We start from the raw sequence: 19,742 nt of genomic DNA on the forward strand, positions 1-19,742 counted from the left end.
AGTCTCCCACGCACCGGCCTATACACCGCGTACGGGGTGGGGCTTATCGACGCCACCCTCCAGCCACCATCAGCTGTGGCCCGCCGGCTGTACCCGACTGCCTTTCGTGCCGCCCTAGCCGGCCTGCCGGATGACGTCCATGACTACCTCGTGGATCTCTGGGGTGGCGGCCACCATGCCGATACCCCCGGGCCGCCACGGCGTGCCGCCAAGGTCGGTGACTACATTGCCCGCCGCAGTGTTGAGCACATAACCGGCGGCGTTATCCCACGGGTGGGGGCTAAAGCTCACGGCCCCGCCGAAGCGGCCAAGGGCGGTATAGGCGAGATCCACGCCCACCGAGCCACTGATGCGCAGCCGCGGGAAACGGGTGATGAGCTCCCCGAGCAGGGCGTGGCGCAGTGTCGTAGGGAAGCGGGAATCGCGGGGCGAGACAATAGAGCCGAACCCGAATTGGGTGATCGAGCGCACATGCTCCGCCGGCTGCGGAGCCGCCACCCCGTTGAGATACACCCCCGAGTGCGCCGTGGCGGAGAGCAACTCACCGGTGGCGGGCAGCGCGGTCAGGCCGACCACGGCCTGTCCGCCGACGATGAGGCTGACCAGGATCGCGCACTGCGGGTTGCCGGCGGAGTAGTTGGAGGTGCCGTCGATGGGGTCGATCACCCATTGCGGGCTGGGGGTCGTGGCGGCTGCTGCGTAGTCGCGCACCGCGCCAAATTCTTCCCCAGCACAGGAGATACCGGTGTGGGCGAGAAGTTCCTCGCTGAGCGTGCGCTCGAGCTGCAAGTCCACGGCGGTGGCGAAGTCCCCCGGCCCCTTCTTAATGGCAGGCGGGGAGCCGAGCCCGCCGCGAAAGACCGGCAGCAGCGGCTGCAGGATGCCTTCCGCGGTGCACCGCAGCTGCTCGAGCTGCTGGGCGTCATAGTCCGTCTGGGGTGTCTGCGCCATGGTGGTCTCCGCCCAATCCTGATGTGTCGGTGCCGTGCTCGTCGCTAGTCCAACGCGTCTACGGCGGCCTGCACCTCGGCGAGGCTAAAACGGTTTTCGTAGAGGGCCTTGCCGATGATCACCGAGTCGATGCCCTCGGCGCGGTGCTGAGCCACGGCCAGCACATCCTCGATGCTGGAGATGCCGCCGGAGGCGACGATGCGGGCATCGGTAGCGGCGGCCACATCGCGCAGCAGTTCAATATTCGGCCCAGTCAGGGTGCCGTCCTTGGACACGTCGGTCACGACGAGGCGGCTACAGCCGGCGGCGTCGAAACGCTCGAGAACCTCCCAGAGATCGCCGCCATCGGAGACCCAGCCATTGCCGCGGGTGCGCCATTCGCCATCGATGTGCTTGACATCGAGCCCGATCGCTACCGCCTCGCCATAGCGCTCGAGAACCGCCTCGGCCCAGTCCGGGTTTTCCAGCGCCGCGGTACCGATATTCACGCGGGCGGCACCGGTGCCGAGGGCGCGCTCGAGCGAGGCATCGTCGCGGATACCGCCGGTGAGCTCGACCTTGATGTCGAGTTCCCGAATCACCTCTGCCATGAGCTCGTGATTGGAGCCACGCTTGAAGGCGGCGTCGAGATCCACAAAGTGCAGCCACTCGGCGCCCTGCTCTTGCCAGGTGCGGGCCGCCTCCAGCGGGCTGCCATAGCTTTTCTCTGTCCCAGCCTCGCCCTGGTGCAGACGCACGGCCTGGGAATCTACAACGTCGACGGCGGGAATGAGAGTAAAACTCATGACGATCAAGGATCCTTCACGTGAACAGGGTCGGTGGCCGCTTGGGGGCCTGGGCGGGATTAGCTTAGAGCGTAGCAATCCAATTGCGCAGCAGCTCGGCGCCGCTGTCGCCGGATTTCTCGGGGTGGAACTGGGTGGCCCACAGCGGGCCGTTTTCTACGGCAGCGAGAATGCGATCGCCACCGTGCTCGCTCCAGGCGAGCTTCGGGGGCAGGAAGGGCTCTTCTACCTGCATCTCCCAGGAGCGCACGCCATAGGAGTGCACAAAGTAGAAACGCTCGGCTGGGTCAATGCCGTCAAACATGCGCATGCCGGTATCGGCCTCGACGGTATTCCAGCCCATATGCGGCAATACATCCGCCTCGAGCCTTTCCACCGTGCCCGGCCACTCCCCCAGCCCCGCGGCATCCACGCCATGTTCGACGCCGCGAGCAAACATCACCTGCATACCGACGCAAATACCCAGCACGGGCCGGCTTCCGGCGAGACGCTCCCCGATCAACCGCGGCCCCTGCACCTTTTTCAGCCCCTCCATGCAGGCGGCATAAGCGCCGACCCCGGGAACGAGCAAACCATCGGCGGCGAGAACCTCGCGCGGATCGTGGGTCACCAGCGTGGTCACGCCGTGGCGTTCAATTGCTCGGTGCGCCGAGCGCAGGTTTCCGGCGCCATAGTCCAGAATGGCCACTGTTGTTGTCATGAGGTTGTCTCCACCTTGTTCTGTGCTTATCGACGCCACCCTGCAGCGGCGGGGCTGGCGCATCCACGAATTCTAGCCTGCGGTGGCCGAACCTAGCCGCGCTTCTTGTTTTTCTTTCCACGCTTCCAGCCGCCGGGGCGCGGGGCACGGCGCAGCAGCGCCTCCACCGGCACGGCACTGGCGCCGACACGGCGGATCTTGCGCATGCCATAGACGGCTTTGCGGGCCACCGGCACTTGGCGCAGCTGGGCGCGGGTGTTGCCGTATTCGGCGATACGATGCCGGCCCATCACCGCATCGGCGTAGCTGATCATCAGCCCCACCACGACCAGGCCAGCGCCGACGATAAAGGCGTCCTGGTAGGCGGCACGGGCGGCCACGATACCGAGCACAAAGGAACCCATGCCGGTGCCGGTGTCATAGGACATATTCCAGAGCGCGGAGGCTTCGGAGACCTTCGAACGCGGCAGTCGGTTGAACATGGCCAGCAGGGCCTCGTTTTGGATGGCGCCGAAGCCACCACCGAAGGCCAGTGCCGCAAAGAGCAGCAGCCAGCTGGGCCACTCGAAAATGATAATTACGGCGATAGCAACGAGCCCCAGTGCAGAGAGAATCTGGGCGGGGCGCATAGTGGCCCCAGCCTCGCCGCGGCGATCGGCCACCACGCCCGAGAGGAAACGGAAGATCATCTGTGCGCCACCGACAACCGAGAGCACGATACCGGCGATAAAGGCACCCGTGTTGGGGTCCAGATCGCGGATCGCGGCCGGCAGGAAGGAGGACACCGCACCGAAGCCCATGGCCACCGTGGAGATGGCGATGGCGGGCACGGTGATGAGTTTCCACGTGGCGACGCGCTGGTTAAAGCCCTCGGACTCCTCTTGGTTATCCGTGACGGGATTGGGCCGCACCGGCGGAATGAGCACGCAGAGCGCCGCACCGGAGACACCGATCACCGCGGCGATGATATAGACCACCGTGAAGCTGACATTATCGGCCACCGCGAGACCAATCGGCAAAAAGACCATCTGCGATAAGCCGACGCACACGCCCAGCATGCCGGAGGCCTTACCTAGGAAACGCAGCGGAACGATCTCCGCGATGAGGGCGGCCTGGGCCACGGTGATAGCGCCGAAGCCCACGCCGCGGAGGGCGGAAAAGAGCAGCGCCGGCACCACTGTCATACCCAGCAGGTGTCCGAGGGCGGGCACGCCGAGCATGAATGCCGAGGCCACCATCACCGGCCGGTATCCGACGGCGCGGATGGCCTGCGGGGTGAAATATTGGGTGAGCACGGTGGCGGCCATGAAGATGGCCGTGGTCGCACCAGCGAGGGCGTCCGAACCACCGGCATCAATAACGGCCAGCGGCACCACCGGCAGCAGAATGGAGAAAGCGCCGAAGGCCGAGCCCACTGCGATGAGCGTGGCAATAAACCCGGGCGACTTCCACATGCTGGGCAGTTCTTCGAGTTCTGCTCGTGAAAGTACCCGAGTGCTCATCTAGGCTCCTAACTCTCCAATCATCCATAACACCCCGCCAGCGAAGCCGATCAGGGCTAATACACCTAAGACTATCGTGAGTACTTTCTGCTCTGCCCGATAGGCCGAGATAGCGCCGCCGACCAGCAAACCAGCCACCATGAACAGCAGATATATCAACCACGAGGTGCCCGTGTCTCGCTGCATATCGGCGGCGGCGAGGACATAAATCTGCATCTACAGGCTTCCCTTAGTCGAGGGCACACCACTCACGCGCGGATCCTTTTCCACCGCCTGGCGCAGGGCGCGGGCCACCGCCTTGTACTCGGCCTCGGTGATGTGGTGGGGGTCGCGGCCATAGTGGCAGCGCACGTGCAGCGCGATCCGCGCATTAAGGGCCAGGGTTTCAAAGAAGTGATGGTTGATCACGGTGGGATAGTGCCCGCCGATCACCGCCGTGAGCATCTGGTCCGGCTCCCCCTTCATCACGCAATAGGGACGACCGGACACATCCACGATGCCCTCCACCAGGGACTCGTCCATGGGCAGCTGGCAGGAGCCGAAACGGCGGATACCGGCTTTATCGCCCAGCGCTTCCGCGAAGGCCGTGCCGAGCACGATGCCGGTGTCCTCCACGGTGTGGTGGGCATCGACCTCAATATCGCCCTTGGCACGCACCTCGAGGTCGAAGCTGCCGTGGCTGGCAAAGGCGTGCAGCATGTGGTCGAAGAAGGGCAGCTCGGTGGAAATATCGGCCTTACCGGTGCCATCGAGGTTCAACTCCACCGAGATGGTGGATTCCTGGGTGGCCCGCTCGATACGAGCGCGACGCTCCTTATCGGCGGTCTCTGCGCTGATGCGCTGATCCCTGCTGTGGCTGAGATCGGGCATGATGTGCTCCTTGGTGTCTACGCCGGCCCCGAGCACTGTGGCTGGGACCGGCATGGTGTGCGTGTCGTGTTCTGAGAACTCTGCTTATGTATTCTGCTGAATCTCACGTGCGGCGGCGAGGAAGGCATCATTTTCCTCCGGCAGGCCCACGGTCACGCGCAAGAAACCGTCCACGCCCACGTCCCGGATCAGTACTCCCCGATCCAAGAACTGCTGCCACACCTGGTGAGCATCGGCGAAGCGTCCAAAGAAAATGAAGTTCGATGAGCTATCAACCACCTCGTAGCCGATCTCCTTCAGCTCTGCGGACACCCGATCGCGCTCCGCAGCAAGGGTGGCGACCGTGGCCAGGGTATCCTCGGAATGCTTCAGCGCCACCACCGCAGCGGACTGCGTGAGTACGGAGAGGTGATAGGGCAAGCGGGTGAGCATCACGGCCTCGACAAAGGCGGGCGCGGCCACAAAATAGCCCACGCGGGCGCCAGCGAAGTCGAAAGCCTTCGACATCGTCCGCGAGATCACCAGCTTGTCCGGATAGGTATCGAGCAGCGTGGCAGCCGAGGGTTGATCGGAGAACTCCGCATAGGCCTCGTCCACGATCACCACGCCCTCGGTGGCCTCGATGATGGTGGCAATATCCTCCAGCGAGGTCAGCCCGCCCGTGGGGTTATTGGGGGTTGTCACAAACACCACGCTGGGTGCGTGCTCGGCGATCGCGGCGAGCGCCCTATCGATATCGATGGCGAAATTCTCATCGCGGGGACAGTTGAGAAACTCCGTCATGGTCGATTCGGAGAGAATCGGGTGCATGGAGTAACTCGGCTGGAAGCCGAGAGCGGACCGGCCGGGGCCGCCGAAGGCCAGCAGCAATTGCTGCAGCACCTCATTAGAGCCATTGGCTGCCCAGACATTGTCTACGGTGACCTCGACCCCCGTCTGCCGGGAAAAATACTCGGCCAACGCGGTGCGCAGCTCCACGCTGTCTCGCTCCGGGTAGCGGTTGAGACGCGCGGCATCGGCGGCGAGGCGTTCCTGTAACTCGGCGACGATCGCTTCGGAGGGCGGATAGGGGTTCTCATTGGTGTTGAGTGCGACCGGCACCTCGAGCTGCGGCGCACCATACGGCGATTGCCCGCGCAGGCTATCGCGTAAGGGCAAGTCATTCAGCGAAGGGTGGGAAGCTGCCATGAAGTCTCACGCCTCTTTCTTCTTAGTCGGTGGCTGCGTCGGTGCGGGCCTTGATGGCTTCACCATGGGCGGGCAGGGCCTCGGCATCGGCGAGGGCGATCACGGCGGGGCCGATCTCACGCAAGGCCGCGTCGTTGTACTCGATGAGATTCACGGCCTTCAGGAAGGTGTGGGTAGACAGCCCCGAGCTGTGTCGAGCCGTCCCCGAGGTGGGCAGCACGTGATTGGATCCGGCCGCATAGTCACCCAAGGGCACCGGCGAATAGGTGCCCACAAAGATCGCCCCAGCGTTGCGGATCTTCTCCGCATCCGCCCGAGACTGACGGGTGTGCACCTCGAGGTGCTCGGCCGCATAAGCGTCGGCGGCGCGCAGCGCCTCGTCCATGGAATCGACCAGCACGATACCGGACTGGGCGCCACGAAGGGCCTGGGCCACGCGCTCAGAGTTCAGCGTCACGGAATAACGCTGCTCCACCTCACGATCGACGGCGGCGGCGAACTCTGCGGAATCAGTAATCAATACAGACGCCGCCATGACATCGTGTTCGGCCTGGCTGATCAAGTCATAGGCCACCTCCACGGCATCGGCGCTGTCATCGGCGACGATGGCGATCTCGGTGGGGCCGGCCTCCGAGTCGATGCCCACCACGCCGCGCACCAAGCGCTTAGCGGCGGTGACAAAGATATTGCCCGGTCCGGTGATCATATCGACCGGCTCCAGACCGGCGCTGTCATCGCCATAGGCCAGCAGGGCCACCGCTTGGCCACCGCCAACGGCCCAGACCTCGTCCACACCGAGCAGCTCGCAGGCAGCCAAGATGGTGGGGTGTGGCCAGCCGCCGAACTGCTGTTGCGGCGGAGAAGCCACTACCAGGCTGGTCACCCCGGCCTCCTGGGCGGGGATGACGTTCATCAACACCGAGGAGGGGTAGACGGCATTGCCGCCGGGCACATACAGCCCGACCCGCTCGACGGGAATGAACTTCTCGGTCACCGTGGCCCCGTCGGCCAAAGTCGTGGTGCTGCTCTGCGGAACCTGGGCGGCGTGCACCTGACGAATGCGAGAAATAGCCTCGTCGAGGGCGGCACGCACCTGCGGCTCAAGCGATGCCGCAGCCTCGCGCAGCACCGCTTGTGGCACCCGCACCGACTCGGGGCGGATGCCATCAAACTTCTCGCCATAATCTAAGGCTGCGGCGGCGCCGCGCTCCTGAACATCCGCCACCATGGGAGCGACGGTCTCGATAACAGCGCTCACATCAGTGGTGCCGCGCGGCAGCGCCTCCCGCAGTTCGCGGGTCGAGGGGGTTGTTCCACGAAGGTCAGTAATCTGCAGCATCGCTCACACACATCTTTCGTTATATTCATCGGCTGCTCGGCGGGCGTGTGGGGCTATTGTAAGAGCCCACCCTTAACTATCGGCATTCTACGCCCCGTACAGGTGTAGCCCCCGACACCTATACCGCAGGAGACACCGCGCTCAGTGCTGCTCCGCTGCGACCTCCTGCTCGCTGACGCCGACGCTCACCCAATAGGACAGCGCCGCCACGCCGGCCGCGGCCAGCACGCCCACCCGCCCGGTGAGAGTCAGAGCGATCATGGCGCTATCCCCCACCTCACTATCGTGCAGGTCGGGCACCGGATGGGCCATCATGGCCAGCCAATTGCCAAGATCAAAGGCCATCAAGGCGCCGATGGCGGCGCTGCCCACCACGGCTGCCATGGTCCAGAGGCTTGGGGCGGCGAGGCAGCGTCGATAAGCGCCCACGCCCAGCACCATCGCCACCGCGGAACTCGCGATAACCCATAGCGCATACTGCGGAAACTGCTGCGCAATGGCCGCGGCATCGCTGAATACTCGGCCATCAGCGGCCACGGTGACCCGCTGGCCGGGGCGCAGCAGACCCCACGGGACAGCCCACGCCGAATTGACCCCCACCGCGAAGGCAAAGCTGCCGAGCGCCGTGCGCACAGCGGGGCGCTCGCTCACATAGCGCCGCAGAGAAGACGTGGCGCTAGCCGATCCTGCCATGCCCACCTAGTTGCACATGGTCCAGCGGCCGTCTTCGCGTTCAAAGCGCATGGTGCTGGTTTCGGCATTCGGGCCGGTAGGAGTAACCTGCGCGCTCGCGGAATCGCCATTGACCTGGATATCGCTGACGTCTTGCACCCCGAGGTTGAGATTGGGCTGGTTTTCCAGCGACATATCCGGCACCTTCGAGGGATCGCCCGCGGCATAGCCGCCATTGCTTTCAATCACGCGCCGGCAGGTGTTGTTATTGGCATATTCCATAAAGGAACGCAGCGTGGTCTGCTCGCCCCAGCCGCGCACGAGCTGCTCAATTTCCTGCTTGTCTTTCTCATTTGCCGGCTGTCCGCCCTCGATCGGCTGCTGGTCGGGGGCCGCCACGGCAGCCTGTTGGGCCGCCTGCCGGGCCGCCTCCAGCTGCTCCTGCTGGGCCTGCTGCACCCGCTCGCGCTCATCCTCCGGGCGGCGCTCTTCTGCCTGATTGTCCTCGTTCTCTTCGGCCTTCTCCTCCTCGGAGCGCTCCGGCGTGGCCGTGGAGGTAGAGGTCGTTGTGGTGGTGGATTGGCTACTGCTGCTCGAGGACGAGCTCGGTGCCGAGTCCTCCTCGTCGCGGCTGCAGGCACTCAATGTCAGAGGCAGCACCAATAGTGCTGCGACGACGCTCTTCTTGGACAGAGACGCGATGGACACGATAGACAACTTCTCCTCAGTTAAAGGTCTACTACCCGCATAGGCATCTCATCCCGCGGGTCAGTGCTGGATCAACCGTAGCAAACACACCTGACAACCATATGAGAATCTGCGCAGACCACTCCCAGACTCCGCTGAAAACCATCCTCACGCTTGTCGACGCCACCCGCTCGGCAGAGTTCACTACAGTAAAAACTGTGCAACTATCGAAACAGGCGATTATTGACTCGGCCATGACCATCCTGGACACCTTTGGATTGGCCGATATGACCATGCGGCGCGTGGCCACACACCTCGGGGTAGCCCCCGGAGCTCTGTACTGGCATATCCCCTCCAAGCAAGCGTTGATCGCGGAGATCGCCCAGCAGATCCTCGTCCCGGCATGGTCAGATACACCCCAGGAGGACGCCGATGAACACTGGAGCGAGCACCTGTTGCACGCGGCCAATCGGCTGCGGGAATGCCTGAACGCCCACCGAGATGGCGCTGAGATCGTGAGCGCGGCACTTCCCCAACCCGAGCTGGCGGCACACGCCGGCGAGATTTTCAGCACGCATCTGCCGCCGGAGATCCCCGACACACAGCGCCAGGACATGGCAGCAGTATTTCTGCACTACGTGATTGGCGCCGTGTTGGCGGAGCAGTCCACACGCCAACTCACTGAGCTTGCTCACCCGCGCGAAGAATCCCCTTCTCACCTGCACGAGGTGGACTATCACAGCCGCTTCGATATGGGCGCCCAGCTGCTGGTTAAGGGTATTATCTCGCGATACCGTCTATGATCGTTCCCTATGAGCACTTCTGATCTACCCTTCGAAGTTTGGCCCGGCGATGCCTACCCTTTGGGTTCCACCTACGACGGCGCCGGAACCAACTTCGCCCTCTTTTCCGACATTGCGGAGAAAGTGGAACTCTGCCTCATTGATGCGGATATGAACGAAACCCGCGTCAATGTGGAGGAAGTGGATGCCCACATTTGGCACTGCTACCTTCCTGGCGTTCAGCCCGGGCAGCGCTACGGGTATCGCGTGCACGGCCCCTATGACCCCGACAACGGACACCGTTGCGACCCGAACAAACTGCTGGTTGATCCCTACTCCAAGGCCTTCGCCGGGGAATACGATGGCGATCCCTCGCTGTTCTCCTACGACATCTTCAAGCCCGAGGATCCGAACGCCCGCAACACCGAGGACAGCCTGGGCCACACCATGCTGTCGGTCGTGATTAACCCCTTCTTCGACTGGGGCGCAGATCGCGCACCGGAGGTTCCTTATCACGAGACCGTCATCTACGAAGCCCACGTCAAGGGCATGACGATGACGCACCCCGACGTGCCGGAAAACCTGCGCGGCACCTACGCCGGCTTGGCCCACCCGGCCATCATTGACTACCTCAAGCACTTGGGCGTCACCGCCATCGAGCTGCTGCCGGTCCACCAGTTCTTCCAGGACGATCGCCTGCGCGAGCTGGGCCTGCGCAACTATTGGGGCTATAACACCTTCGGCTTCCTCGCCCCGCACGAAGACTATGCCGCCGCCTCCGAACCGGGCGGAGCCGTGGCCGAGTTCAAGGGAATGGTGCGCAGCTTCCACGAAGCTGGCCTCGAGGTGATCCTCGACGTGGTGTACAACCACACCGCCGAGGGCAACCACATGGGCCCGACCATCTCCTTCCGTGGTATCGACAACGCCGCCTACTACCGGCTGGTGGATGGCGATCGCCGCCACTACATGGACTACACCGGCACCGGTAACTCCCTGAATGTGCGCCACCCGCACTCGCTGCAGCTGATCATGGATTCGCTGCGCTACTGGGTCACCGAGATGCACGTCGATGGCTTCCGCTTCGATCTGGCCTCCACCTTGGCCCGCGAGCTGCACGACGTGGACCGCCTCTCCTCCTTCTTCGATCTGGTCCAGCAGGACCCGATCGTCTCCCAGGTGAAGCTCATCGCCGAGCCCTGGGATGTGGGCGAGGGCGGCTACCAGGTGGGTAACTTCCCGCCGCTGTGGACCGAGTGGAACGGAAAATACCGCGATACCGTCCGCGATTTCTGGCGTGGCGAGCCCGCCACCCTCGGCGAGTTTGCCTCCCGTCTGACCGGCTCCTCCGATCTTTATGCCAATAATGGTCGCCGCCCCACGGCCTCCATTAACTTTGTCACCGCCCACGATGGCTTCACCCTCAATGACTTGGTGAGCTATAACAACAAGCACAACGACGCCAATGGCGAGGGCAATAACGACGGCGAATCCCATAACCGCTCGTGGAACTGTGGCGAAGAGGGCCCCTCCGAGGATCCGCAGGTGTTGCAGCTGCGTGCCCAACAGCGCCGCAACTTCCTCACGACCCTGCTGCTCTCCCAGGGCACGCCGATGCTGGCGCACGGTGATGAGATGGGCCGCACCCAGGGCGGTAATAACAATGTGTACTGCCAGGACAACGAGATCGCGTGGATGGACTGGGAGCAGGCCGAAACCAATGCCGATCTGGTGGCCTTTACCAAGCGCCTGCTGAACATTCGCGCCATTCACCCGGTGTTCCGTCGTCGTCGCTTCCTCGCCGGCGGCCCGCTCGGTGATGCGCAGCTGGCAAAGCGCGATATCGCCTGGTTGGTGCCGGATGGCAAGGTGATGAGCCAAGAGGACTGGAACTTCGCCTTCGGCAAGTCGCTCATGGTGTATCTCAATGGCGATGCCATTGCCGAGCCCGATGAGCGCGGCGAGAAGATCCATGATGATTCCTTCATTTTGTGCTTCAACGCCTATCACGAAGACATCCAGTTCACCGTTCCCGATGAGCAGTTCGGTAAGAGCTGGCGGTTGATCGTGGACACCACCGAGGCCACCGGCTACCCGCTGGAGGAAGAAGTGGTCGAGGCCGGGCAGACCTTCGTGGTTCCCGCCCGCTCCACCTCCATCCTCAAGCAGATCGAGCCGCCAGAGGCCGAGGAGAACCAGGCCAACGATGACGAGTACGCTCGCCGTCTGCACGCCGTGAACGTGGGCTCCGAGCGCACCAACTACTCCGGTGAGCGCCTCGAGCGTGCCTTGCGCGACCGCGATCACCGCATCAAGCAGTCTCAGGCGCAACTGGCCAAGCTCGCCGAAACCGATCCCGAGAAGGCTAAGGCCAAGCTTGAGCGCGCCAAGGCGAAACTCGAGGAGGCAGAGGGCTTGGACGAAGCCGAGGTGGACGCTCTGAAGGCCGAGGTGGAGCTCCTCATGGCCCAAGCCGAGCAGCACGCCCACGAGGATTCCGACAGCGAAGGTGAGCAGCAGGCACAGTCCTACTCCTGCAGCGACACCGAGGCCCGCTCGCACACCGACTGGACCGAAGAGTTGGTGGATGCCGAAAAGCGCGCCCACGAGAAGGTCGAGCAAGTAACCCGCGAGACCGCCGAGCGCGTCGAGAAGAACAAGGCCGACTAGCTCAGCACGAGGCCGCCTCAAGGCTTCACCCACGCCCGCGTATGATCGTGACAGACATGTACACGCTCCTCTGCGCGGGCTTCGGCTACGTGCGCGGGTGTGCGAACGCACAGGGCGTGTACGTCCTTGTTAGCGCGAATGGATATAAGGAGCTGGACACGTGGTTGCGGTTCATGGCGGAAATGTGGAATTTGTGGGCACCACGCTCACCTTTCAGCCCAGCGAGCTTGCCCGCGCCCTCCGGGTGCCGGCACAGTCCATGCGCCTGGATTCCTCCTGTACGTGGCAGCTAGAGGAGCCGACCGCACTCAGCTGCGGCACGCTCATCGTACGTTCCGATGACTCCTGCCTGACGATTACTATCGCGCCCAACCACGCCGAGACCGCCCGAGATCTCGTACGGGTGATCACCGGCATCGCCACGGGAGAGGGCATGTCCATTCTCGGTTTGGACTGTGTGCTCGCCAGCGGCGAGTTCGCGCATGGTGATCCAGGCCAGCTCGAGACGCTGAGCCTCGCACGGGTTCGCGATGGGCGGATAGAAGAAGAGCGCACCCTCGAAGGCGCAGACATTGCCACTCGCTGCAGCGAGTTCTTGGGCCAGGACATCCTAGTGGCCTATAACGCGCAGCCGCTTCTACTGGGTATTGCCCAGGCGGCCCGCCGGGAAGGCGTGGATGCGCCGGAGTGCGAGTGTGGCTGCTTGCTTGCGCTCACCCGCGCCCAAGCTGCCACGGCGGATGCCCCCGCCCAGCAGGTCCGTTTGGGCGTGTCCATTGCGGAGACACTCACCCTGCTTGGCGCTGCCACCGCAGACGCCACCGAGCCCAGGGATCTCCGCGCAGTGTGGGCGGCCTCCTCGCTGCGGCTGGGACGCTGCACCGCCTCCGGAACAGTGCAGCCCGTAGTGCATGATCGTCTGGCCGGTGTCTCCGGCACGAGCGCTCGTGCCGCCGCGAGCACTACCGCGGGACAGGAGGCATCCGACACGACTGCGGGGGCGAAGGCCAAGGGCTCTGCCAACGCCCCGGCATGGGCCAAGGTGCAGGCCCCCGACTCGGTGCCGGAGGCCAACCCCAATGCCACCAAGGACAACCCGCTGTTCGGCCAGAATGTCACCCTCACTGGCGAGTTCTCCCCCTTCGACAAAGGACAGCTCTGGGAGCGCATCGCCGACTGCGGCGCCACCGTAGGCAAGAACGTGACCAAAAAGACCACTATTCTAGTGTGCGGGCCATGGAATGGAATCACCTCTAAACAGAAGAAGGCGGAGAAATACCGCGACCAAGGCCAGAGCATCGAATTCTGGGATCAGCCACGGTTGCTGCAGGTGCTGGGCCTGGACGAAGAGCCGCCATTCTAGCCCCCGATAAGGGGTGAGGTGCGGGGCTAGCGGAACCTCAGCCGCCCTCAGGAGAGTCCACATCACTATGACTCTTCATACGCATCTGATCACGCCCCTTCTCCGGCCGACGGCATTAGTGCGCCGAGACCGTCTCGACAGCGCCCACTTCGCGACATCAGCACCGCTGGTGAATCTGTGCACCACCTTGGCCGCAACCCTCTGCCATGACGGCACCCCGCTGACCCAGCGCGATATCGACTCCCTGCAAATCAGCGTCTCACGCGCGTGGGGCATGGCGGCCACTAACCTCGTCAACGCCGCCCGCAGCCCGCGTGGTCTGCGTTTCCTCACTCGCCGGTGCGGGGAAATTACCCAAATCCGCACCCCTGGCCACTCGCCTACTGCATGGCTGGCACACCCCACCACCTTCACCATTCTCAATAATCATTGCAGCAACCTGCTCGGCAGCGATGTGGTGTTCGTAGCGCTCTCCGATGATCATCTCTTCGCTGTTCCGGTGCGAGCGGCCGCAGGCTTCAGCAATGATTGGATCACCGAACTCGCGCGCATCCACCTGCCGCAGCGCCCCGGAAAGCCCCCGCAGCCGCTCAGCCCGCACGCCTTGCTCTACCAAGATGGCTTTCCGCATGAGCTCAGTCCGCAGAATATACCAAGCACGCTTGCTTCCTCCCCGGCCGCAGCGCGGCGGCGGCGCACTATTCCGCTCATGGGAAGCGAAGCAAGCTAGCCCCGTAGAGGCACGGGTGGGCTGGGGCATGCCCGCCCGAACCAGCCCCTGCACCAGAACCCGCACGAGGCCCCGCACGAGCAAGAGAATCGCCCGCGCAGGGCTAGTTCTGCCGCCGCGGGTGCGAGCAGGTCTACACTCATAAGGCACATGTGCGTGTGCGCCTGCTCCGCGATAGCGGGGACGAGTCTTTAAGTCTCTGTCGAGCGGCGGCATAGGCGCGCCGCCTGTACCGTCACACATTGTGCGATTTCTACAAACTGAGGACTGATTTTTCATGCCCCGAACACCCATTACCTCCACGTATCGTCTCCAGCTGCGCGGCCCGAAGGCCGATGCCCAGGGCCGTGCGTTTGGTTTTGCCGAAGCAGCCGAGGTGGTCCCCTATCTGCATGAGCTGGGTGTCAGCCACGTGTACTGCTCGCCGATTCTGGCGGCGGCACCGGAGTCCAATCACGGCTACGATGTGATCGACCCCACCACCGTTAATCCGGAGCTGGGTGGTATCGAGGGCTTCCGCGCTTTGGCGAATGTGGTGCATGAGCACGGCATGGGCTTAGTCATCGATATCGTGCCCAATCACGTGGGCATCGATAATCCCCGCGCTAATGCGTGGTGGTGGGATGTACTCAAGCGCGGCCAAGCCTCGGAGTTTGAGTCCTATTTCGATATCGACTGGCACAAGGATAATGGTGCTGGGGGCAAGCTGGGGCTGCCGGTGCTCGGCGCGGAGGGCGATGAGGACAAGCTCGAGTTTCGCGAGGTCGAGGGCGAGACCGTCCTTGCCTACTATGACAATATTTTCCCCATCGACGAGGGCACACTCAGCGAGGATCCGCTCGATACCTATCGCCAGCAACACTATAAGCTGATGTACTGGCGCGACGGGGTGATCAGCTATCGCCGCTTCTTCTCCGTTAATGGCCTCGCCGGCATCCGCCAGGAGGATCCGCTGGTGTTTGAGCACACCCACCGCGTGATCCGTCAGCTCTGCGCTGAGGGGCTTATCGACGGTATCCGAGTGGACCACCCCGATGGTCTCTCCGATCCTTTTGGTTATCTCAAGCGGCTGCGCGATGTGATTGGTGAGGATCGCTGGCTCGTGGTGGAAAAGATCCTCGATGTGCACGAGCCGCTCGATGCCCGTCTCGCTGCCGATGGCACCACCGGCTATGACGCCCTGCGCGAGCTCGACGGAGTCTTTCTCAATCGCCGCGCCGAGGATGCACTCTCGATGCTGGCTCTCGAGCAGTCCGGCTCTACGTGGAATCAGGCGGCGATTGATGCGACTGAGCACGCCCTGAAGCGGGATGTGGCTGCCGATGAGCTCTCCGCCGAGGTGCGCCGCCTGGCGCGGGCGCTGCGCCGCGATAACTTCTCCACTGTGGGCGGGCGGGTCTCCGACGAGGAACTTTTCGACACCATTGTGGACTTGGTGGCCGCCATGCCGGTCTACCGCGCGGACTATCTCTCTTTGTCGCGCGTGACCGCCACGATCGTGGCGGATATGGGCCGGCGCTTCCCCTCCCGCCGCAACGCCCTCGACCTCATCTCTGCTGGCCTATTGGCAGATGGCGAGGCCAAGATCCGCTTCGCCCAGGTGTGCGGCGCGGTGATGGCTAAGGGCGTGGAGGACACCACCTTCTACCGCGCCTGCCGTTTGGTGGCACTACAAGAGGTGGGCGGCGCCCCAGGGCGTTTCGGTGTCTCCGCCGCAGAGTTCCATCTTTTGCAGCAGGAGCGCAGCGTGCTGTGGCCGAAGGCCATGACCACCCTGACCACCCACGACACCAAGCGCGGCGAGGACGTGCGCGCCCGCATCCTATCTATTTCTGAGACCCCCACCGAGTTCGCGGAACTGGTGCGCGAGGTCTTGGCGCTCACCCCTGCCCCGGATTCCCAGACTGGGCTCTTTTTGCTGCAGAACCTGCTGGGTATCTGGCCGGAAGACGGCGAGGTGCCCGATTCTCTCGTGGAGCGTTTCCACGCTTATGCGGAAAAGGCGATGCGCGAGGCCAGTGTGCACACCACCTGGACAGATCCGGATGCCCAGTTCGAAGATTCCATTCACAACTGGATCGATGCGCTCATCCAAGGCCCCGCCACCCCGCTGATCACCGCCTATGTGCAGCGGCTGGCGCCTTCGGCACGGGTGCTCTCGGTGGGCCGTAAACTTCTGCAGCTCATCGGCCCCGGTATCCCAGACATCTACCAGGGCAACGAGTTCTTTGATGATTCCCTCGTGGACCCGGATAATCGCCGCTTCGTCGACTACACCAAGCGCGAGCAGTGCCTGCAGATGCTGATCGAGCAGGGCCTGCGCACCGAGGAGGGCACCGCGCTTATCGATGCCACCCCCGACCTGGTGAAGCTCGCCGTGGTGCACGAGTCCTTGACTCTGCGCCGAGAGCACCCTGACTACTTCATCAACGCCGACTACCAGTCGGTATTCGCCCAAGGTGTGGCGGAGAATCACCTCGTGGGCATGGCCCGCGGCGATGGGGAACGCAATGTGGATGTGATTGCGGTGGCTACCCGCACCCCGCTGCTCTTGGACGATGACGGCGGCTGGCGCGATACCACCATCACCCTGCCCGACGGCACCTGGCAGGACCGCTTCACGGGGCGCCAGTGGCAGGGCACCATCGCCGTCGGGGATCTTTTCGCTACCCTGCCGATCGCGTTGCTGGAAGGTATCTAAAACGGAGTGAGCACTGAACCTGTTTCCGAGGGGGACATCGCACACACCCCCGAGCACATATCCGCCCTCAGCGACACCTATACGCAGTGGTGCGCTGCGCATCCCGATGCGGCGGAACGCTTTCAAGATGTGATCGAGGATCTGCTCACCGATGGCGGTATCACCTATGACCGGGTGGTGGCGCGGGTGAAACAATGGCCCTCCTTAGAGGCGAAAGCCTATAAGCGGGATGCCGAGGGCGAGTGGGTGTATCCGCATCCCTGGGACGATATTCATGACATTCTCGGGGTGCGGGTCACCACGTTTTACTCCACCGAGATTCCCATCGTGATCGACATGCTGGGCGGGCATTTTCATGTGCTGCGCTCAATCGATAAGACTGCGCAGACGCGGGTGAGCGGTAGTTTCGGCTATGGCAGTCACCACCTGGTGGTGCGGGTTCCTTCCGATCATGACGATCTGGAAGATTTCGCCGGGCTGACCTTCGAGGTGCAATTGCGTACCGTGCTGCAGCATGCGTGGGCCGAGTTCGAGCACGATATCCGCTATAAAGCCTCCGGGGCCACTGTGGATCCGCGGGTGGATCGCGCTTTTACTCTCGCCGCCGGGCTGATTGAGTTGGCCGATCAGCAATTTGATCAGATAGCGAGCATCCAGAATCCTTCCCCGGAGCCGGGCGATGATGTTGCCTTGACTGCGATCACCTTGCCCGGCGTGCTGGCCATTTTGTTGGGCTCGCAGTTCCCGCGTTCTAAATCCGAGCACTATCCATGGCTGGAAGAGCTCCTCAAGCGCAATGGTGTCACCACCGTGGCCGAGTTGAAGGAGCTGGTAAACGCGCCCGCGATTGCGCGGCTGCGGCGACGCTTGGACTACCGTTTCCAACCCAGCCAGGTGCGTATCGTGGACGATCTGCTGCTCGACCGCTTCGGCGAAGAGCACATTGCCCGCACTGATTCCACCGGTAACCGCGCTGCTCAGCGGCCACATCGCCTCGCCCGCCGCTTGAAGCGGCTGCGCCGTGAGGACACCTAGAGGCTTCTCCACCGTAGGGTCGGTGGGCTAGACTGGCGGCTGGTAGATACCCCATCCGACTAGTGCAAGGAGACGATCGAGATGGATAGTTTTGCAGAGCAGTTCCCTGTTGCCGCTGACATGGTGCACGTGTGGGCGCTGCGGGCAGCCGATTTCTTCCGCGAGTACGGGATCGATATTCCGCCCGCTGAATGGGGCATGGACGATCTGGACGCTGTTGTAGGAAGCATGGAGTTCTAGCTTTCCACCAGCTATCGCACGCGCCGCACTGGAACAAGAACGTCACTGTTTTTCTTCCGGTGCGGCGCTCGTGTGTATTGCAGAGCTATAGCTGGTCGCTGCGGCCACGCAGGCGATCGAGTTGGCGGCGTTCTTTCTTCGTGGGACGGCCGGCACCACGGTCGCGCCGCGGTTGCGAGACCAAGATTTCTCGCGGCGGAGGCGGCGGGGAATGATCCACATAGCAGGTGCGGGCGATGGTGGCGCTGACGCGTTTCTTGAGAGTTTGCGTGACCTCAAGCTCAAGGTTGCGGTGCTCCACCCACACGCTGACGCGGTCTCCCGGCGCGACGAGTTGGGAGGGTTTGGCCGTGGTGCCATTGATCTTGACATGCCCTGCTTTGCACGTCGCCCCGGCACGGGTGCGAGTTTTAACGATACGGACAGCCCAGATCCATGCGTCGATACGCACGGGCTCGCTACTGGGAGAGGTCACAGCTAATTCAGGTCCCGGTGGTTGATAATTTTGTTCACGCGCCAGACGTTATAAGACGCCCCCGCGACCGCACAGATAAACACCAGCATCGCCAGCGTTGAGCTGATAATAAGCCCAGAGACAATGGCCGCACCGGTACCACCGATGCCCCAGATAGCCGCGTTGCGGGAGTATTGCCGAACCGCTCGTTTGCGCCGTTCGACGGGGTTATTGGGGTAGCGCTGCATACTCATGCACCCAATAGTACCCACTGCCCTCGCCGTATAAGCAGCGCGGGCACGGGCGTGTGCAGCTACTTTCGCTGCGGCGTGTCCACCCACATGGTGCCGTCCCGCTGGGCCTCCACCGTGCCGCCGGTGAGCTGGGCGATCAGTGTCTGGGCGCGCTCCTCGTCCGCCGGGTCGAGCACAAGGCTCATCGCCACCCCTTGGGCGGTGTATTCCGGATCGAGCACCGTCAGCTCGAAGCCATGCGGATAGCGCAGCTCTGCCTCTATTTTTCCGGCGGTGGCGTGATCGAGCTCCAGTCGCAGCAGCAGCCGTTCCGCCCTTTCGACCACGTGGACGTTCTCCATGGCGCAGTGCACCGCCTGCCCATAGGCGCGCACCAGCCCGCCGGTGCCCAGTTTTATTCCACCGAAGTAGCGCACCACCACGGCCACAACGTTCTGCAGTCCGGAGCCGCGCAGCACATCGAGCATGGGCATTCCGGCGGTGCCGGACGGCTCGCCATCATCGCTGGACCGCTCCACCGGCTGAGCACCGTCCACGTGGAGGATAAAGGCGTGGCAATGATGTCGGGCATCCGGGTAGTCGGAGACGCAGCGCGCGATAAAGGCGCGGGCGTCCTCTTCGCTGTCGGCGCGGGCGATCAATCCGATGAAACGGGAGCGCTTTTCTTCAAATTCTGCCTCTGCGGGCGCCTCGATGCTCTCTGCTGGCAGCTGGTACATAGGTGACATTCTTGCATTAGTCCGCGCGCTCGACCGCATTGTCCCGCCCCGATGTGCTCGCTCGGTGCGGCGGTGCTGGCCGGCGTGGTTGCTACAGTGG

20 protein-coding genes are annotated in these 19,742 nt (G+C 63.4%); 7 read left to right on the plus strand and 13 right to left on the minus strand.

What is annotated here, in order from left to right; translation table 11 throughout:
- Positions 1 to 114 precede the first annotated feature (114 nt).
- The 10 genes from GBB18_RS06105 to GBB18_RS06150 all read right to left on the minus strand — a co-directional run bounded on the left by GBB18_RS06105 (position 115) and on the right by GBB18_RS06150 (position 8,715).
- Positions 115 to 951 carry an inositol monophosphatase gene (locus GBB18_RS06105; RefSeq protein ID WP_151641079.1) on the minus strand — a complete coding sequence of 279 codons (837 nt, stop codon included), beginning with the start codon at positions 949 to 951 and terminating at the stop codon, positions 115 to 117.
- 44 nt (positions 952 to 995) lie between these two features.
- A complete protein-coding gene (gene priA / locus GBB18_RS06110; RefSeq protein ID WP_151641080.1) occupies positions 996 to 1,736 on the minus strand; it encodes a bifunctional 1-(5-phosphoribosyl)-5-((5-phosphoribosylamino)methylideneamino)imidazole-4-carboxamide isomerase/phosphoribosylanthranilate isomerase PriA in 741 nt (246 codons plus the stop codon).
- A gap of 64 nt (positions 1,737 to 1,800) precedes the next feature.
- On the minus strand, positions 1,801 to 2,436 hold the full coding sequence (gene hisH, locus GBB18_RS06115) for an imidazole glycerol phosphate synthase subunit HisH (RefSeq protein WP_151549141.1): 636 nt from the start codon (positions 2,434 to 2,436) through the stop codon (positions 1,801 to 1,803).
- Between the two features lie 92 nt (positions 2,437 to 2,528).
- A complete protein-coding gene (locus tag GBB18_RS06120) occupies positions 2,529 to 3,938 on the minus strand; it encodes an MFS transporter (RefSeq protein WP_151549142.1) in 1,410 nt (469 codons plus the stop codon).
- Positions 3,939 to 4,124: a hypothetical protein gene (locus GBB18_RS06125; RefSeq protein ID WP_369408538.1), complete on the minus strand. Its 186-nt coding sequence runs from the start codon at positions 4,122 to 4,124 to the stop codon at positions 3,939 to 3,941.
- A 30-nt stretch (positions 4,125 to 4,154) separates the two neighbouring features.
- Positions 4,155 to 4,808, minus strand: coding sequence for an imidazoleglycerol-phosphate dehydratase HisB (hisB, locus tag GBB18_RS06130; protein WP_225990254.1), 654 nt, complete (start codon positions 4,806 to 4,808; stop codon positions 4,155 to 4,157).
- 84 nt (positions 4,809 to 4,892) lie between these two features.
- A complete protein-coding gene (locus GBB18_RS06135) occupies positions 4,893 to 5,996 on the minus strand; it encodes a histidinol-phosphate transaminase (RefSeq protein WP_151549144.1) in 1,104 nt (367 codons plus the stop codon).
- 22 nt (positions 5,997 to 6,018) lie between these two features.
- Positions 6,019 to 7,335 (minus strand): histidinol dehydrogenase, encoded by a 1,317-nt coding sequence (gene hisD, locus GBB18_RS06140; protein WP_151549145.1) that lies wholly within the window; start codon positions 7,333 to 7,335, stop codon positions 6,019 to 6,021.
- A gap of 141 nt (positions 7,336 to 7,476) precedes the next feature.
- Entirely contained in the window at positions 7,477 to 8,028 is a 552-nt protein-coding gene (locus GBB18_RS06145; RefSeq protein WP_151641081.1) for a hypothetical protein, read from the minus strand.
- Positions 8,029 to 8,034: 6 nt separating this feature from the next.
- Positions 8,035 to 8,715: a hypothetical protein gene (locus GBB18_RS06150; RefSeq protein WP_151641082.1), complete on the minus strand. Its 681-nt coding sequence runs from the start codon at positions 8,713 to 8,715 to the stop codon at positions 8,035 to 8,037.
- A gap of 101 nt (positions 8,716 to 8,816) precedes the next feature.
- Here GBB18_RS06150 and GBB18_RS06155 point away from each other — a divergent pair, with 101 nt between their 5' ends.
- From GBB18_RS06155 to GBB18_RS10635, 7 genes are all read left to right on the plus strand, one after another.
- On the plus strand, positions 8,817 to 9,497 hold the full coding sequence (locus GBB18_RS06155; RefSeq protein WP_151641083.1) for a TetR/AcrR family transcriptional regulator: 681 nt from the start codon (positions 8,817 to 8,819) through the stop codon (positions 9,495 to 9,497).
- A gap of 9 nt (positions 9,498 to 9,506) precedes the next feature.
- Positions 9,507 to 12,146 carry a glycogen debranching protein GlgX gene (glgX, locus tag GBB18_RS06160; RefSeq protein WP_151641084.1) on the plus strand — a complete coding sequence of 880 codons (2,640 nt, stop codon included), beginning with the start codon at positions 9,507 to 9,509 and terminating at the stop codon, positions 12,144 to 12,146.
- A gap of 160 nt (positions 12,147 to 12,306) precedes the next feature.
- The gene (locus GBB18_RS06165) at positions 12,307 to 13,509 is read left to right on the plus strand and encodes a BRCT domain-containing protein (RefSeq protein ID WP_225990255.1); all 1,203 of its coding nucleotides are present in this window, start codon (positions 12,307 to 12,309) and stop codon (positions 13,507 to 13,509) included.
- A 67-nt stretch (positions 13,510 to 13,576) separates the two neighbouring features.
- Entirely contained in the window at positions 13,577 to 14,239 is a 663-nt protein-coding gene (locus tag GBB18_RS06170; protein ID WP_151641085.1) for a hypothetical protein, read from the plus strand.
- 277 nt (positions 14,240 to 14,516) lie between these two features.
- Entirely contained in the window at positions 14,517 to 16,940 is a 2,424-nt protein-coding gene (gene treY / locus GBB18_RS06175) for a malto-oligosyltrehalose synthase (protein ID WP_151641086.1), read from the plus strand.
- A gap of 6 nt (positions 16,941 to 16,946) precedes the next feature.
- Positions 16,947 to 17,975, plus strand: a complete 1,029-nt coding sequence (locus GBB18_RS06180; protein ID WP_151641087.1) for a GTP pyrophosphokinase family protein — start codon at positions 16,947 to 16,949, stop codon at positions 17,973 to 17,975.
- Between the two features lie 81 nt (positions 17,976 to 18,056).
- Positions 18,057 to 18,215 (plus strand): hypothetical protein, encoded by a 159-nt coding sequence (locus tag GBB18_RS10635; protein WP_192795947.1) that lies wholly within the window; start codon positions 18,057 to 18,059, stop codon positions 18,213 to 18,215.
- An 85-nt stretch (positions 18,216 to 18,300) separates the two neighbouring features.
- On the opposite strand, the gene GBB18_RS06185 is transcribed toward GBB18_RS10635, so the two are convergent.
- The 3 genes from GBB18_RS06185 to GBB18_RS06195 are packed head-to-tail and all read right to left on the minus strand — an operon-like array spanning position 18,301 to position 19,642.
- Positions 18,301 to 18,690, minus strand: coding sequence for an RNA-binding S4 domain-containing protein (locus GBB18_RS06185; protein ID WP_151641088.1), 390 nt, complete (start codon positions 18,688 to 18,690; stop codon positions 18,301 to 18,303).
- Between the two features lie 2 nt (positions 18,691 to 18,692).
- Positions 18,693 to 18,923: a hypothetical protein gene (locus tag GBB18_RS06190; RefSeq protein ID WP_151549154.1), complete on the minus strand. Its 231-nt coding sequence runs from the start codon at positions 18,921 to 18,923 to the stop codon at positions 18,693 to 18,695.
- A 59-nt stretch (positions 18,924 to 18,982) separates the two neighbouring features.
- The gene (locus GBB18_RS06195; protein ID WP_151641089.1) at positions 18,983 to 19,642 is read right to left on the minus strand and encodes a YigZ family protein; all 660 of its coding nucleotides are present in this window, start codon (positions 19,640 to 19,642) and stop codon (positions 18,983 to 18,985) included.
- Positions 19,643 to 19,742 lie beyond the last annotated feature (100 nt).

Source organism: Corynebacterium sp. 11A (assembly GCF_008930935.1).
GTDB lineage: Bacteria > Actinomycetota > Actinomycetes > Mycobacteriales > Mycobacteriaceae > Corynebacterium > Corynebacterium megadyptis.